General features: G+C 72.9%; 13 protein-coding genes and 1 other RNA gene. 12 read left to right on the plus strand and 2 right to left on the minus strand.

Translation table 11 applies throughout. The features are described 5' to 3' along the window. The first annotated feature begins 19 nt into the window (after nucleotides 1–19). The 4 genes from IE287_RS02995 to IE287_RS03010 all read left to right on the plus strand — a co-directional run bounded on the left by IE287_RS02995 (nucleotide 20) and on the right by IE287_RS03010 (nucleotide 5,880). Nucleotides 20–1,792 carry a serine/threonine-protein kinase gene (locus IE287_RS02995; protein WP_189847303.1) on the plus strand — a complete coding sequence of 591 codons (1,773 nt, stop codon included), beginning with the start codon at nucleotides 20–22 and terminating at the stop codon, nucleotides 1,790–1,792. Between the two features lie 161 nt (nucleotides 1,793–1,953). Beyond that, nucleotides 1,954–3,207 (plus strand): serine/threonine-protein kinase, encoded by a 1,254-nt coding sequence (locus IE287_RS03000; protein WP_189847304.1) that lies wholly within the window; start codon nucleotides 1,954–1,956, stop codon nucleotides 3,205–3,207. Between the two features lie 96 nt (nucleotides 3,208–3,303). Beyond that, entirely contained in the window at nucleotides 3,304–4,413 is a 1,110-nt protein-coding gene (gene prfB / locus IE287_RS03005; protein ID WP_189847305.1) for a peptide chain release factor 2, read from the plus strand. Nucleotides 4,414–4,788: 375 nt separating this feature from the next. Beyond that, complete coding sequence (locus tag IE287_RS03010) at nucleotides 4,789–5,880, plus strand: hypothetical protein (protein ID WP_189847306.1); 1,092 nt, start codon at nucleotides 4,789–4,791, stop codon at nucleotides 5,878–5,880. Nucleotides 5,881–5,957: 77 nt separating this feature from the next. On the opposite strand, the gene IE287_RS03015 is transcribed toward IE287_RS03010, so the two are convergent. Then, nucleotides 5,958–6,140, minus strand: coding sequence for a hypothetical protein (locus IE287_RS03015; protein WP_189847307.1), 183 nt, complete (start codon nucleotides 6,138–6,140; stop codon nucleotides 5,958–5,960). 237 nt (nucleotides 6,141–6,377) lie between these two features. Here IE287_RS03015 and ftsE point away from each other — a divergent pair, with 237 nt between their 5' ends. The 5 genes from ftsE (at nucleotide 6,378) to ssrA (ending at nucleotide 10,273) form a co-directional block, all read left to right on the plus strand. Next, nucleotides 6,378–7,067, plus strand: coding sequence for a cell division ATP-binding protein FtsE (ftsE, locus tag IE287_RS03020; protein ID WP_189847308.1), 690 nt, complete (start codon nucleotides 6,378–6,380; stop codon nucleotides 7,065–7,067). Nucleotides 7,068–7,088: 21 nt separating this feature from the next. Next, nucleotides 7,089–8,006, plus strand: a complete 918-nt coding sequence (ftsX, locus tag IE287_RS03025) for a permease-like cell division protein FtsX (RefSeq protein WP_189847309.1) — start codon at nucleotides 7,089–7,091, stop codon at nucleotides 8,004–8,006. A 78-nt stretch (nucleotides 8,007–8,084) separates the two neighbouring features. Next, nucleotides 8,085–9,272: a S41 family peptidase gene (locus IE287_RS03030; RefSeq protein ID WP_189847310.1), complete on the plus strand. Its 1,188-nt coding sequence runs from the start codon at nucleotides 8,085–8,087 to the stop codon at nucleotides 9,270–9,272. An 18-nt stretch (nucleotides 9,273–9,290) separates the two neighbouring features. Next, the gene (gene smpB, locus IE287_RS03035; RefSeq protein ID WP_189847311.1) at nucleotides 9,291–9,827 is read left to right on the plus strand and encodes an SsrA-binding protein SmpB; all 537 of its coding nucleotides are present in this window, start codon (nucleotides 9,291–9,293) and stop codon (nucleotides 9,825–9,827) included. Between the two features lie 77 nt (nucleotides 9,828–9,904). After that, nucleotides 9,905–10,273, plus strand: a transfer-messenger RNA (tmRNA) gene (gene ssrA, locus IE287_RS03040). Nucleotides 10,274–10,353: 80 nt separating this feature from the next. On the opposite strand, the gene IE287_RS03045 is transcribed toward ssrA, so the two are convergent. After that, complete coding sequence (locus IE287_RS03045) at nucleotides 10,354–11,598, minus strand: MFS transporter (RefSeq protein WP_229883251.1); 1,245 nt, start codon at nucleotides 11,596–11,598, stop codon at nucleotides 10,354–10,356. A gap of 84 nt (nucleotides 11,599–11,682) precedes the next feature. Between IE287_RS03045 and IE287_RS03050 the strand changes: the two genes are divergently transcribed. The 3 genes from IE287_RS03050 (at nucleotide 11,683) to IE287_RS03060 (ending at nucleotide 15,360) form a co-directional block, all read left to right on the plus strand. After that, nucleotides 11,683–12,675, plus strand: a complete 993-nt coding sequence (locus tag IE287_RS03050; RefSeq protein WP_189847312.1) for a LysR family transcriptional regulator — start codon at nucleotides 11,683–11,685, stop codon at nucleotides 12,673–12,675. Between the two features lie 108 nt (nucleotides 12,676–12,783). Continuing rightward, nucleotides 12,784–14,139 carry a nitrate/nitrite transporter gene (locus tag IE287_RS03055; protein WP_189847313.1) on the plus strand — a complete coding sequence of 452 codons (1,356 nt, stop codon included), beginning with the start codon at nucleotides 12,784–12,786 and terminating at the stop codon, nucleotides 14,137–14,139. A gap of 84 nt (nucleotides 14,140–14,223) precedes the next feature. Then, on the plus strand, nucleotides 14,224–15,360 hold the full coding sequence (locus IE287_RS03060; protein ID WP_229883252.1) for a uroporphyrinogen-III synthase: 1,137 nt from the start codon (nucleotides 14,224–14,226) through the stop codon (nucleotides 15,358–15,360). Nucleotides 15,361–15,469: the final 109 nt, after the last annotated feature.

The following is a 15,469-nucleotide window of genomic DNA, read 5'->3' on the forward strand; positions in this document are numbered from 1 at the left end:
TCAGCAGGGAGCGCGTGACGTGCGGCCAATCGGCAGCAAGTACCTGCTCGAGGAGCCGCTCGGCCGCGGCGCCACGGGCACCGTCTGGCGAGCCCGCCAGCGGGAGACGGCGGGCGCCGAGGCGGCCGTGCCCGGACAGCCCGGCGAGACCGTCGCGATCAAGGTCCTCAAGGAGGAGCTGGCCAACGACGCGGACATCGTGATGCGCTTCCTGCGCGAGCGGTCCGTCCTCCTCCGGCTCACGCACCCGAACATCGTGCGCACCCGCGACCTGGTGGTCGAGGGCGACGTCCTGGCCCTGGTCATGGACCTCGTCGAGGGCCCCGACCTCCACCGCTACCTGCGGGAGAACGGCCCGCTGACCCCGGTCGCCGCCGCCCTGCTCACCGCGCAGATCGCCGACGCGCTCGCCGCCAGCCACGCCGACGGGGTCGTCCACCGCGACCTCAAGCCGGCCAACGTGCTGGTCGCCGAGCGGGACGGCGCGATGCACCCGATGCTGACCGACTTCGGCATCGCGCGGCTCGCCGACTCCCCCGGCCTCACCCGCACCCACGAGTTCGTCGGCACGCCCGCGTACGTGGCGCCGGAGTCCGCCGAGGGCCGCCCGCAGACCTCCGCCGTCGACATCTACGGCGCCGGCATCCTCCTGTACGAGCTCGTGACCGGCCGTCCGCCGTTCGCCGGCGGCACCGCCCTCGAAGTCCTCCACATGCACCTCAGCGAGGAGCCCCGGCGCCCCTCCACCGTGCCCGCGCCCCTGTGGACGGTCATCGAGCGCTGCCTCAGCAAGGACCCCGCCCGGCGCCCCAGCGCGGTCAACCTGGCGCGCGGCCTGCGCACGGTCGCCGCCGGCATCGGCGTCCACTCCTCGCCCGCCCAGATCGAGGCCGCCGAGGGCGTCGGCGCCCTCCTGGCCCCGGACCCCGACCCGGCGCCGGTCCCGCAGACCCCCGGCGCGGCGGACCCCACGCAGGTGCTGCCGGCCGGCCCGGGCGGGCGGTTCGACCCGGGCGCCGCCACCAGCGTCCTGCCCACCGGCGGGCCGGCCGGCGCCGCCGACCCCACCACGGTCCTGCCGACCGGCGGCCCCGCCGGGGCGGCGGACCCGACCGCCGTCATGCCGGCCATGCCGGCGAACCCGCCGGCGGAGGACCCGCACCCCTGGCAGACCCAGCTCCGGGCCGCCCGGGACCGCAACGAGCAGACCCAGGTGCAGTACCTGGACCCCGCCGAGGACCCGCTGCGCCGTCGGCCCCCGCGCCGCCCGCAGCAGCCGCCGCAGGCCCCGCCGTACCAGCAGGGGCCCCCGCAGCAGCAGTACCAGCAGCCGCCCCACCAGCAGCAGCCGCAGCAGTACCAGCAGCCGCAGCAGCCGCCGCCGTACCAGCAGCAGCGCCCGGCGCCCCAGCGGCCCGCGCCGCAGCAGTACCAGCAGCAGCCCGCGCCGCAGCAGTACGCGCCCCCGCAGCCCCCGCAGCAGCAGTACGCGCAGCCGCAGCAGCCCCAGCGGCCGCAGGCCCAGCCGCCCGCCCCGCGCGAGCCGCGCCGCCGCAGCGCCAACCCGGTGCGGATCCCCGGCCTCGGCTGCCTCAAGGGCTGCCTGGTCATGATCGTCCTCTTCGTGGTGGCCGGCTGGCTGATCTGGGAGCTCACCCCGCTCCAGGACTGGATCGCCCAGGGCAAGGGCTACTGGGAGGCGATCGGCGACGGCATCTCCACCGTCACCGACTGGGTCTCGACCATCGGCGAGTCCACCGGGACCGGCGGATCGGGCGGCACCGGCCAGTAGCCGCCCCCGCCTCCGGGCGGCACGAGGGGCAGTACGACCGCCGAAACGGGGTCGTACTGCCGATTTATCGACTTCCGAGGGGTGATTTCGCTCCGGAAGTGACGTCCGGCGGCCCGGGACGCGTAACTTTGACGCGAACCGCAGCCGCTGAGGGAGCAGTCTTGGCACGGAACATCGGCAGCCGCTACACCACCCACCAGATCCTCGGGCGGGGCAGCGCCGGAACGGTGTGGCTCGGCGAGGGGCCCGAAGGCCCCGTCGCCGTCAAACTGCTGCGCGAGGACCTGGCCTCCGACCAGGAACTCGTCGGCCGCTTCGTGCAGGAGCGGACCGCCCTGCTCGGACTCGACCACCCGCGCGTGGTGAAGGTCCGCGACCTCGTCGTCGACGGCAACGACCTCGCCCTCGTCATGGACCTGGTCCGCGGCACCGACCTGCGCACCCGCCTGGACCGCGAGCGCCGGCTCGCGCCCGAGGCAGCCGTCGCGATCATCCGCGACGTCGCCGAGGGCCTCGCCGCCGCCCACGCGGCCGGCGTCGTCCACCGGGACGTCAAGCCGGAGAACATCCTCCTCGACATGGAGGGCCCGCTCGGCCCCGGCGGAGCCCACCCCGCCCTCCTCACCGACTTCGGCGTCGCCAAACTCATCGACACCCCGGGCCGCACCAAGGCCACCCGGATCATCGGCACCCCCGACTACCTCGCCCCCGAGATCGTCGAGGGCCTGCCGCCCCGCGCCGCCGTCGACATCTACGCGCTCGCCACCGTCCTGTACGAGCTGCTGGCCGGCTTCACCCCCTTCGGCGGCGGCCACCCGGGCGCGGTCCTGCGCCGCCACGTCACCGAGACCGTCGTCCCGCTCCCCGGCATCCCCGAGGAGCTGTGGCAGCTGCTCGTCCAGTGCCTCGCCAAGGCCCCCGCCTCCCGGCTGCGCGCCTCCGAGCTGGCCGCCCGCCTCGCCGACGTCCTGCCGCTGCTCAAGGGCATCCCGCCGCTGGACGTGGACGAGCCCGACGCCGAGCCCGCGCCCCCGGAGCCGTACGAGGACCCGGCGTACGCCACCTCCACCGCCGCGCCCGCGGAGACCGGCCGCCGCCGCGCGGCCGTCCCGCTGGTGCCCGGCGCCTCCGCCGACTCGCACCGCGACACCCACACCTCCATGCGCGTGCCGGGCCCGGAGGAGCTCTCCGGCGGTCCGCACGGCACCGCCCGCGCCCCGCGTCCGGCCGGTGCCCGCCGCCCCGGCTCGGCCCGCAACAGGTCCGGCGCCGTCCGCAAGCGCCGGATCGCCCTCGGCCTCGCGGCCGCGGTGGCCGCGGGCGCGCTCGGGGTCGGCGGCTATCTGGCGCTGGCCGGGGAGGACGGGGCCCCGCCCCAGGACTCCCGGCCCACCTCGCAGCCCGCGCGGCCCTGACTCCGGTCGTCCACAGGCGGGCCGCCCGGGAGCCGGTCGTCCACAGGCGGGCGGCCGCAGGTTCGGCTCCGGGCCCGGAGCCGTTACGCTGGACGCGTGGCAGTCGTCGATGTATCCGAAGAGCTGAAGTCCCTCTCCTCGACCATGGGGTCGATCGAGGCCGTCCTGGACCTCGACAAGCTGAGGGCCGACATCGCCGTGCTCGAAGAGCAGGCCGCGGCCCCGTCCCTCTGGGACGACCCGGAGGCGGCGCAGAAGATCACGAGCAAGCTTTCGCACCTCCAGGCCGAGGTCCGCAAGGCCGAGGCGCTGCGGGGTCGCATCGACGACCTCGGCGTGCTCTTCGACCTCGCCGAGGAGATGGACGACGCGGACACCCGCGCCGAGGCCGAGACCGAGCTCGCCGCCGTGCGCAAGGCGCTCGACGAGATGGAGGTCCGCACCCTCCTCTCCGGCGAGTACGACGCGCGCGAGGCGCTGGTCAACATCCGCGCCGAGGCCGGCGGCGTCGACGCCTCCGACTTCGCCGAGCGCCTCCAGCGCATGTACCTGCGCTGGGCCGAGCGCCACGGCTACTCGACCGAGATCTACGAGACCTCGTACGCGGAGGAGGCCGGCATCAAGTCGACCACCTTCGTCGTCAAGGCCCCGTACGCCTACGGCACCCTCTCCGTCGAGCAGGGCACCCACCGCCTGGTGCGCATCTCGCCCTTCGACAACCAGGGCCGCCGCCAGACCTCCTTCGCGGGCGTCGAGATCCTCCCGGTCGTCGAGTCCTCGGACCACGTCGAGATCGAGGAGTCGGACCTGCGGGTCGACGTGTACCGCGCCTCGGGCCCCGGCGGCCAGGGCGTCAACACCACCGACTCGGCCGTGCGCATCACGCACCTCCCGACCGGCATCGTGGTCTCCTGCCAGAACGAGCGCTCCCAGATCCAGAACAAGGCGAGCGCCATGAACGTCCTCCAGGCCAAGCTGCTCGAGCGTCAGCGCCAGGAGGAGCGGGCGAAGATGGACGCCCTCAAGGACAGCGGCAGCTCCTGGGGCAACCAGATGCGCTCCTACGTCCTCCACCCGTACCAGATGGTCAAGGACCTCCGGACGGAGTTCGAGGTCGGCAACCCGCAGTCCGTCCTGGACGGCGAGATCGACGGCTTCCTGGAGGCCGGCATCCGCTGGCGCAAGCAGCAGGAGCAGACGAAGTAGTCCTCCGCAGCGTTCGTTTCAGGGCCCCGCACCTCTCGGTGCGGGGCCCTGTGCGTTCACCCGTGTTCGCCGGTGCAAGCGGTTCGCGGGTGAGCGGGGAGCTTTGTCGACAAGGGAACTGGCGTGGCAGAGCCCGTAGTTCAGGGTTTACGTCACAGTTGCATCGTCATATGACGGCCAACTGGTGATCTTTCGGGCATCGCACGCGCAACGGCCTTGACGCTGCATCGGAAAGTCGGAAGGGTGGCTGGATGGCATGCGCATATCTGGGGCGCGTGTGAACGGGGGGCAGGTCCAGTAACCATGTCGCCCCCCGTGCCCGGGGCCCCTGGCGCTGCCCCATGACGAGATGAAGCTACTGGGGGTAGCAACCAGATGACCAACAAGACGCGAGTCCGCCTGGCGCGAGTCGCGGCCGGTGCCGTGATCATCGCCGGTGCGTCCCTGACCGCGGCGGGCGCCGCGCAGGCGGTCAGCGCCGGCAACGACGACAACATCGCCTCCTACTCGTCCCCGCAGGACGACCCGCCGTGTGAGGTCGACCCGATCGGCTGCGGCGAGGACGGCGGCGCTTCCGCCGACGGTGGCGCGTCCACCGACGGCGGCGCTTCGACCGACGGTGGCGCGTCCACCGACGGTGGCGCTTCGACCGATGGTGGTGCCTCCACGGACGGTGGCGCGTCCACCGACGGTGGTGCCTCGACCGACGGTGGCGCTTCGACCGATGGTGGCGCGTCCACGGACGGTGGTGCCTCGACCGACGGTGGTGCCTCGACCGACGGTGGCGCTTCGACCGATGGTGGCGCGTCCACCGACGGTGGCGCTTCGACCGACGGTGGTGCCTCGACCGATGGTGGTGCCTCGACCGATGGTGGCGCGTCCACCGACGGTGGTGCCTCGACCGACGGCGGCGCCTCCACCGACGGTGGCGCGTCCACCGACGGTGGTGCCTCGACCGACGGCGGCGCGTCCACCGACGGTGGCGCGTCCACCGATGGTGGTGCCTCGACCGACGGCGGCAACTCGTCGAGCGGCTCCAACGGCAACGGCAATGGCTCGAACGGCAACGGCAACGGGTCGAACGGCAACGGCGGCAACGGTTCCGGCTCGGACTCCGGCTCCACCAGCACGACCGGTGGTTCCTCGACCGACGGTGGCACCTCGACCGACGGTGGCACCTCCACCGACGGCGGTTCCGGCGCCTGCACCGTGGAGCTCGACGGCGTCGAGTGCGTCGCCGACGGCTCGAACGCCACCGGCGGTTCGACCGGCTCGAACAACAACACCGACACCCAGCAGGCCGGCTCGCAGCCGGTGCAGCAGGGTGAGGCCAAGGAGGAGCTCGCCGAGACCGGTGCGGCCGAGACCTCGTTCCTGATCATCGGTGCCGCCACCATGATCGCCGGCGGCATCGGCTTCCGCTTCCTCCCGCGCCTCGTCGCGGGCGGGCGCGGCGCCGCCGCCTGACCGGCACGGCGCGCAGAAGGGCCGGGGAGGCTTCCTCCCCGGCCCTTCGTCGTTCGGCTCTCCGGCTCGTGTGCCGCCTACACCGTGCGGACCGCGGCCAGCAGTGCCAGCGTCGCCAGCAGGGCGATCACCAGCGTCAGGACCATCGCGGGGGACAACCCCTGCGGTGCCAGGCGCTCGCGGTTGGCCCGGCAGACGGGGCAGCGACCCTCGGCGACCGGGGCCGCGCAGCTGGCGCACACCAGTCGGTCGTAGGTCATACGCTCTCCTCCTCCCGCACGGGGCTCACACCAGGACAACGCCCGGCACGATCCGGACGTTCCCCCTACCACTGTGCCAGCTCCGCGGGGTTCCGGCGCGCCCCGGCCGCGAACGTCCCCGCCCCGCACCGGAGGCCGAAAAAGGATAAAGCGCACAAGCCAGGACCGCGACTGCGCGGGGCTTCCCGGTTCGCGTAAGGTCACGCACACCTACTCCCGGCCGACCGTGGTGCATCCGTGATCCGATTCGACAACGTCTCCAAGTCCTATCCGAAGCAGAACCGCCCCGCGCTCCGGGAAGTCTCCCTGGAGATCGAGAAGGGGGAGTTCGTCTTCCTCGTCGGTTCCTCCGGCTCCGGAAAGTCGACTTTCCTCCGACTGCTCCTGCGGGAGGAGCGCGCCAGCACGGGGCAGGTGCACGTCCTCGGCAAGGACCTCGCCCGCCTCTCCAACTGGAAGGTGCCGCACATGCGGCGCCAGCTCGGCACCGTCTTCCAGGACTTCCGCCTGCTGCCGAACAAGACCGTCGCCCAGAACGTGGCCTTCGCCCAGGAGGTCATCGGCAAGCCGCGCGGCGAGATCCGCAAGGCCGTGCCCCAGGTGCTCGACCTGGTCGGTCTCGGCGGCAAGGAGGACCGCATGCCGGGCGAGCTGTCCGGTGGTGAGCAGCAGCGCGTCGCCATCGCGCGGGCCTTCGTCAACCGCCCGATGCTGCTGATCGCGGACGAGCCCACCGGCAACCTCGACCCGCAGACCTCCGTCGGCATCATGAAGCTGCTCGACCGCATCAACAGGACAGGGACCACCGTCGTCATGGCGACCCACGACCAGAACATCGTCGACCAGATGCGCAAGCGCGTCATCGAGCTGGAGAAGGGCCGCCTCGTCCGCGACCAGGCGCGCGGCGTCTACGGCTACCAGCACTGACGGCGGGGGAACCAGAACACCATGCGCGCTCAGTTCGTGCTCTCCGAGATCGGCGTCGGCCTCCGGCGCAACCTGACGATGACCTTCGCGGTGATCGTCTCCGTGGCCCTGTCGCTCGCCCTCTTCGGCGGTGCCCTGCTCATGCGCGAGCAGGTCTCCACGATGAAGGACTACTGGTACGACAAGGTCAACGTCTCCATCTTCCTCTGCAACAAGACGGACGCCTCGACCTCGCCCAAGTGCGCCAAGGGCGCCGTCACCAAGCAGCAGCGCGAGCAGATCCAGGCCGATCTGAAGAAGATGGACATCGTGGAGAACGTCATCCACGAGACGGCCGAGGAGGCCTTCAAGCACTACAAGGAGCAGTACGGCGACACCGCCATCGCGTCCGTCATCACGCCGGACCAGATGCAGGAGTCGATCCGGGTGAAGCTGAAGGACCCGGAGAAGTACAAGGTGGTCGCCACCGCCTTCGCCGGCCGGGACGGCATCGAGTCCGTCCAGGACCAGCGCTCCATCCTGGAGACGCTCTTCAACATGATGCGGAGCGTCAACTACGCGGCCGTCGCGCTGATGCTCCTCATGCTGGTCATCGCGCTCATGCTGATCATCAACACGGTCCGCGTCTCCGCCTTCAGCCGCCGCCGCGAGACCGGCATCATGCGGCTGGTCGGCGCCTCCAGCTTCTACATCCAGATGCCGTTCATCATGGAGGCCGCGTTCTCCGGACTGATCGGCGGCGCCTTCGCCTGCGTGCTGCTCGTCGCCGGCCGGTACTTCCTGGTCGACCACGGCCTCAACCTGGCCGAACAGATGCCGCTGGTGAACTTCATCGGCTGGGACGTGGTCCTCGCCCAGCTGCCGCTGGTGATCGTCATCGGACTGCTCATGCCGTCCGTGGCCGCGTTCATCGCGCTGCGCAAGTACCTGAAGGTGTGAGAAGAGACCACCGGCGACGACTGGCGTCCCGAGGCCAAAACCCCGGGGACGCCCCCGCCTTGTCCTAGAGTGGGCGCCATGCCGGATCGCTCCGTGCCCCTCTGTCTCCGGCCCCGCGGTGTCGTCCGCGGGGCCGTTCTCACGTTGGTCTTCGCCGGCGTCCTCGCCACCGGAGCCGCGACCGGCGCACTGCCCCGGGAGGACGGGGCCGGGGAGCCCCGTCCCGGTGCCGGGGACGCCGCGGCCTTCGACCGGGCGGCCCTCCACCGCGCCGCCGCCGAGGCCGTCGCCGACGGCAAGTCCGGCAAGCAGGCCGCGGAGGAGTTCGTCAGCCGCAGCGGCGACCGCTGGGGCGCGGTCTACGACCGGCGGGAGTACGCCGAGTTCGAGCAGTCCCTCGACGGCGCCTACACCGGCGTCGGCCTCTCCGCCGGGGCGGCGGCCGCGGAGCGGGGCGGTACCCCCTCCGGCGGGGTCCGCGTCACCCGGGTGCGCGACGGCGGGCCCGCCGGGCGCGCCGGGGTGCGGGTCGGCGATCTGCTGCTCGCCGTCGACGGCCGCTCCACCGAGGGGCTGTCCGTCTCCGAGACGGTCTCCCTGCTGCGCGGCGACGGCGTCGCCGGCTCGGCCGTGGTCCTGCGGGTCCGGCGGGGCGGCATGACCTGGACCCAGACCCTGCGCCGCGAGCGCCTCGCGACCGATCCCGTCACCGTCTCCCGCCCCGACGCGCGGACCGTCGTCATCCGGGTCGCCGCCTTCAGCAAGGGCGTCGGCGCCCGGGTGCGGGAGGCCGTCCGCACCGCCCCGGCCGGCGCGGGCGTCCTGCTCGACCTGCGGGGGAACTCCGGCGGCCTGGTCGACGAGGCGGCCGTCGCCGCCTCCGCCTTCCTCGACGGCGGCCTCGTCGCCACGTACGACGTCGAGGGCGAGCAGCGGGCCCTGTACGCGGAGCGGGGCGGCGACACCGGCAGGCCGCTGGTCGCGCTGATCGACGGCGGCACGATGAGCGCGGCCGAGCTGCTCACCGGCGCGCTCCAGGACCGGGGCCGGGCGGTCACCGTCGGCTCCAACACCTTCGGCAAGGGGTCGGTGCAGATGCCGAGCACCCTGCCCGACGGCTCGGTCGCCGAGCTCACCGTGGGCCACTACCGCACCCCCGCCGGGCACGACGTCGACGGGCGGGGCATCGCGCCCGACCTGCCGGCCGACGAAGGGGCGGAGGAGCGGGCCCGCACGGTATTGAGTGGCCTCGGAGGGGGCTCGTAGTGCGAAAATGACCGCACTATGGCTAAGGGACTCGTCAACGTGCAGGGCAAGCCTGCCAAGAAGGCCCAGGACAAGGGGCCGGAGCGCAAGCTCATCGCGCAGAACAAGAAGGCGCGCCACGACTACCTCATCCTCGACACGTACGAGGCGGGCGTGGCGCTCATGGGTACGGAGGTGAAGTCGCTCCGGATGGGGCGGGCCTCGCTGGTGGACGGCTTCGTCCAGATCGAGGACCACGAGGCGTGGCTGTACAACATCCACGTCCCCGAGTACATGCAGGGCAGCTGGACCAACCACTCGGCGAAGCGGAAGCGGAAGCTGCTGCTGCACCGGGCGGAGATCGACAAGCTGGAGCAGAAGGCGTCGGAGACCGGTCACACGATCGTGCCCCTCGCGCTGTACTTCCTGGGCGGCCGGGTCAAGTGCGAGATCGCGCTCGCCAAGGGCAAGAAGGAGTACGACAAGCGCCAGACGCTCCGGGAGAAGCAGGACACGCGCGAGACCGCCCGCGCCATCGCGTCGGCGAAGCGCCGCCAGCGCGCCCAGGAGCGTTAATCGCTGGCGACCGTGCCCGCCGGTCACGTACCATGGGCGACGCACCCCACCGAGGGCGCACTTTGAAAAATCAACATGGGGATGATCGGTTTCGACAGCGGATGTCGAAGCAGGGGAAGCGTGTCGAGGAAGCGGCAATGATCTCGTAAACCACGCGCCGAAACCAATAATCGCCAACACCAAGCGCGATTCCTTCGCCCTCGCTGCCTAAGTAGCGACTTGCGAAGTGTCAGCCCGGGGCTGTTCCCGACCCGGATCCTGGCATCATGAAGGGGACTAAACCTTGATCCCGGTCACGGGGTGAAGAGGGAAACCTAACAGTGACTGAGCCCGTTCCGGACTTGTCTGGGTGATCCGGAGGGCTGAGAAACTCGTACCAGACTGCACACGGAGAAGCCCTGGTTCCGCACCGTTGGACGCGGGTTCGATTCCCGCCATCTCCACTCATCCCATGTGGGCAGAGGCCCGGTGACCGCGCGAGCGGCCGCCGGGCCTCTGTCGTGCCCGCCGTGGATCCGCTCCCGGATCACGCCGGGACGCGGCGGCCGACACCGGTCGCCGCGCACAGGACCAGGGCCAGGGCGGCGGCCGCCACCGGCAGGACGAAGCCGAGGGCGGGGTCCGGAGCGTGGTCGGCGGTCCAGCCCGCGGTCGCGGAGCCGGTGGCGATGCCCGCCAGGAGGGCGGTCACGGCCAGCGTCATCCCCTCGTTGAGCCGGTCGGACGGGACCAGCCGCTGGACCAGGGCCATGCCCGTGACCATCGTCGGGGCCGTCGCCATGCCCGCCACCAGCAGCCCCGCGGCCAGCGCCGGGAGCCAGTCCGTCCGGGCCGCGAGCAGCGGGGCCGCCATCACCACCGTCATCGCCGCCAGGCAGGTGCCGAGCCCGGCGGTGCGGCGGGCCCGGCCGTAGAGCAGGCCGGCCGCGCAGGAGCCCGCCGCCTGGAGCGCCAGGACCGGACCCGCGACCGGACCGTCCACGAACGCCAGGGCGGTCACCTCCATCGCACCGAAGACCGCGCCCGTGGCGGCGAAGACCGCGAGCAGCGGGACCATCCCCGGCGCGCGCAGCGGCGAGCCCGCCGGGGTGCGCGGGGCGACCGGCGGCTCGGTCGAGCGCTGGGCCGTGAAGAGCAGGACGCCGGCCGACAGCAGGACGGCCGCCACCAGCGTGCCCGCCTCCGGGAAGAGCGCCGAGCAGACCACCGCCGCGAGCACCGGGCCGAGCATGAAGCACAGCTCGTCGGCGGCCTGCTCGAAGGAGTTCGCGGTGTGCAGCGACGCCGGGTCGTCGCGCAGCAGGTGCGCCCAGCGGGCCCGGGACATGCCGCCCGTGTTCGGGGCGGCCGCGGTCGGCAGGACCGCGCAGAACAGCGCCCAGGCGGGCGCGTCGCCCCGGACGCACAGCAGGAGCAGCACGTGCCCGAGGGCGGCGATCGCGGCGGCGGGCACGGCGACCCGGCGCTGTCCGTGCCGGTCGACCAGCCGGGCGACCAGGGGCGCCGTCAGCGCCCCCGCGACCAGGCCGGTCCCGGTGACCGCGCCCGCCAGGGCATAGGAGCCGTACGCCGCCGAGATCATGATCACCGCGCTGATCCCGAACATCCCCGAGGGCAGCCGGGCGATCAGGTTCCCGGCGGTGAACGCGCGGGTGCCGGGCAGGGCGAAGAGGCGGAGGTAGGGATTGCGGGGGAGCGCGGCGGGGCGCTCGCGGTAGCGGGGGGCCAGGCCCGGGCCCGCCGGGGTCGGGACGAGAAACTGGTGCGGCATGGCACCAGGCTCCGGCCCGCCCGCCGCGACCGTCCAACACCTGTTCGGTCGCGATTCACGCACCCGTGTTGTTGAATGCGGCGGGTGCCCACTCCGTACGACATCGAACCCCGGCTGCTGCGCGCCTTCACCGCCGTCGCCGAGGAGCTCCACTTCACCCGCGCCGCCGGACGCCTCTTCGTCGCCCAGCAGGCGCTCAGCCGCGACGTCCGGCGCCTGGAGCGCGAGGTGGGCGCGCCGCTCTTCGTCCGCACCACCCGGCAGGTCGCCCTCACCCCGGACGGCGAGCGGCTCCTCCCGTACGCCCGCCGTGTCCTCGACGCCCACGACGCGCTCCGGGACGCCTTCCGGACCGAGACCCGCCCCCTCCTCGTCGACCTCAACACGCCCGGCCTCGTCCAGGACCGCGTCCTGCGCCGCGCCCGCGAACTCGCCCCCGAACAGGAGCTGATGGCCCGCTTCGAGTCCGGGCTCACCGGCGCCGCACAGGAGATCCTGGCCGGGCGGCTCGACGCCTCCTTCGGCCGGTACGGCGGCCTGGCGCCCGGCCTGCGGGCCCGCCTCGACGCGCAGTTCCTGCGCTACGAGCCCATGGCGGTGATCCTCCCCGAGGACCACCCGCTCGCCGGACTGCCCGAGGTGCCGCTCGGCCGGCTCGCCGGCGAACGCCTCTACGCCGGAGCCGGGAACGACCGCACCCCCGAGTGGACCGACCTCGCCGTCCGGCTCTTCGAGGGGCGCGGCATCCGGCTCTCGCCGCCCGCGCCGCTCGCCGTCGGCAAGGAGGAGTTCCAGCGGATCATGGCCAAGCACCGCCACCCGGTGCTCGCCGTCGTCGGCTTCCCGCCCATGCCCGGCTGCGTCCTGCGGCCCCTCGTCGACCCCGTCCCCCTCTCGCCCGTCAGCCTGGTCTGGCGCAAGGGCCTGCGCCACCCCGCCCTCGACGCGCTGCGCGCCGCCGCGGCCGAACTCGCGGAGCGGGAGGGGTGGCTGGCCCGCCCGGCCGGCTCCTGGCTGCCGGAGGGCGAGCCGGGGACCCCTCCGGCCCCGCTCACAGGATCCGGTCCGGCCGGGTGAGAGCAAGGTTCCGCCGCCGTCACCTCACGGCACCGTCCTGAAACCCGCCTTCCCTAGCGTCGTTGTCACAAGGATCCGGAACCGGGTCCGACACCGTGGAGGTGCGAGATGGGCGGGCGCTGGATCGACGTCTGGGAGCCGGAGGACGAGACCTTCTGGCGGGAGAAGGGCGAACGGATCGCCCGGCGCAACCTCGCCTTCTCCGTCCTCTCCGAACACATCGGCTTCTCCATCTGGAGCCTGTGGTCCGTCATGGTCCTCTTCATGGGGCCGCAGTACGGCATCGACCCCGCGGGCAAGTTCTTCCTCATCGCCACCGCCACCTTCGTCGGCGCGCTGATCCGCATCCCGTACACCTTCGTCGTCGCGCGCTTCGGCGGACGCAACTGGACGGTCTTCAGCGCCCTGCTGCTGCTCCTGCCGACCGGCGTCGCCTACGCGGTGATGGAACCCGGCACGTCCTACTCCACCTTCGTGCTCGTGGCCGCCCTCACCGGCGTCGGCGGCGGCAACTTCGCCTCCTCCATGACCAACATCAACGCCTTCTTCCCGCTCCGGAAGAAGGGCTGGGCGCTCGGCCTCAACGCCGGCGGCGGCAACATCGGCGTCCCCGTCGTCCAGCTCGTCGGCCTCCTCGTCATCGGCACCGCCGGCGCGATGCACCCGAGGATCGTCCTCGGCGTCTACCTGCCGCTGATCGTGATCGCCGCCGTCTGCTCGGCGCTCTTCATGGACAACCTCACGCCCGTCAAGAACGACACCGGCGCCTTCCGCGAAGCCGTACGGGCCCGCCACACCTGGATCATGGCCTTCCTCTACATCGGCACCTTCGGCTCCTTCATCGGCTACAGCTTCGCCTTCGGCCTGGTCCTCCAGACCCAGTTCGGCCGCACCCCGCTCCAGGCCGCCTCGCTCACCTTCATCGGCCCCCTGCTCGGCTCCCTCATCCGCCCCTTCGGCGGCTCCCTCGCCGACAAGCACGGCGGCGCCCGCATCACCCTCGCCACCTTCGCCGCGATGTCCGCGGCCACGGGCGTCGTCATCTGGGCCTCGGTCATCGAGTCCCTCGCCGCCTTCCTCGTCGGCTTCATCGCCCTCTTCGTCCTCAGCGGCCTCGGCAACGGCTCCACCTTCAAGATGATCCCGGCGATCTTCCTGGCCCAGGGCCACCGCAAGGGCCTCTCCGGCGAGGCCGCGGAGGCGTACGGGCGGCGGCTCTCCGGCGCCTCCATGGGCCTCATCGGCGCCGTCGGCGGCCTCGGCGGCCTCGGCATCAACCTCGCCTTCCGGCAGTCCTTCCAGACCGTCGGCACCGGCACCGGGGCCTTCGTCGCCTTCCTCGCCTTCTACGCCGCCTGCATCGTCGTCACCTGGGCGGTATACCTTCGCCGCCCGGTCGCCGTCCCCGACACCGCGGAGACCGCCGAGGAGCCGGAGAACCGGCCCGGATACGCGAAGGTGTGAGACGGGATGCCGGGCGCGGACCGTAACGGGCAGGAAATACGCGTGAACCCCGACCGACACGCGCCCACGCCACCCTCGATCCCCATGGACCAGCACGCACACGGACCCCTGGCCGGCTTCACCGTCGGCGTCACCGCGGCCCGGCGCGCGGACGAACTCATCGCCCTGCTGCGCCGGCGCGGAGCCTCCGTCGTGCACGGCCCCGCGCTGCGGATCGTCCCCCTCGCCGACGACGCCGAACTCCTCGCCGCCACCAAGGAGATCATCGGCGACACCCCGGACGTCGTCGTCGCCACCACCGCGATCGGCTTCCGCGGATGGGTCGAGGCGGCGGAGGGCTGGGGACACGGCACCGAACTCCTCGACGCCCTCCGCGGCGTCGAGCTCCTCGCCCGCGGCCCCAAGGTCAAGGGGGCCGTACGGGCCGCCGGGCTCACCGAGTCCTGGTCGCCCTCCTCCGAATCCATGGCCGAGGTCCTCGACCGGCTCCTCGCCGAAGGCGTCGCCGGGCGGCGGATCGCCCTCCAGCTCCACGGCGAACCCCTCCCCGGCTTCGTCGAGGCGCTCACCGCCGCCGGGGCGACCGTCCTCGGCGTCCCCGTCTACCGGTGGATGCCGCCGGAGGACCTCGGACCGCTCGACCGGCTCGTCGACGCGGTGCTCTCCCGCTCCGTCGACGCGGTCTCCTTCACCAGCGCCCCGGCCGCCGCCTCGCTCCTCGCCCGGGCGGCCGAGCGGGGGGTACGGGACCGGGTCGTCGAGGCGCTGCGGCACGAGGTGCTCGCGGTGTGCGTGGGACCCGTGACGGCCCTTCCGCTCCAGGCCGAGGCCATCCCCACGCACCAGCCCGAACGGTTCCGGCTCGGACCGCTCGTCCAGCTCCTCTGCACCGAACTGCCCGCGCGGTCGCGGGTGCTGCCGGTCGCCGGCCACCGCGTCGAGATCCGGGGCCACGCGGTGCTCGTCGACGGCGAGCTCCGGCCCGTGCCGCCGGCCGGCATGGCCCTCATCGGGCTGCTCGCCCGGCGGCCCGGCTGGGTCGTCTCCCGCGCGGACCTGCTGCGGGCGCTGCCGGGGGCGGGGCGGGACGAGCACGCGGTCGAGACGGCGATGGCGCGTCTGCGGGCCTCGCTGGGCGTGCCCAAGCTCATCCAGACCGTCGTCAAGCGCGGCTACCGCCTCTCCCTCGACCCCCTCGCCGACGACTCCCCGGCCCCCTGACACCCCCGCCGCCCGCCGGAACGGCGCCCTCCGTCGCACCCCCGTGCGGGCAGGCGTCCCGGCGGAACGCAGGCCCGCGACGGAACGGCGGGAGCGCGACGCAGGCCCG

Origin of the sequence: Streptomyces omiyaensis, from assembly GCF_014650895.1 — a bacterium.
GTDB lineage: Bacteria > Actinomycetota > Actinomycetes > Streptomycetales > Streptomycetaceae > Streptomyces > Streptomyces omiyaensis.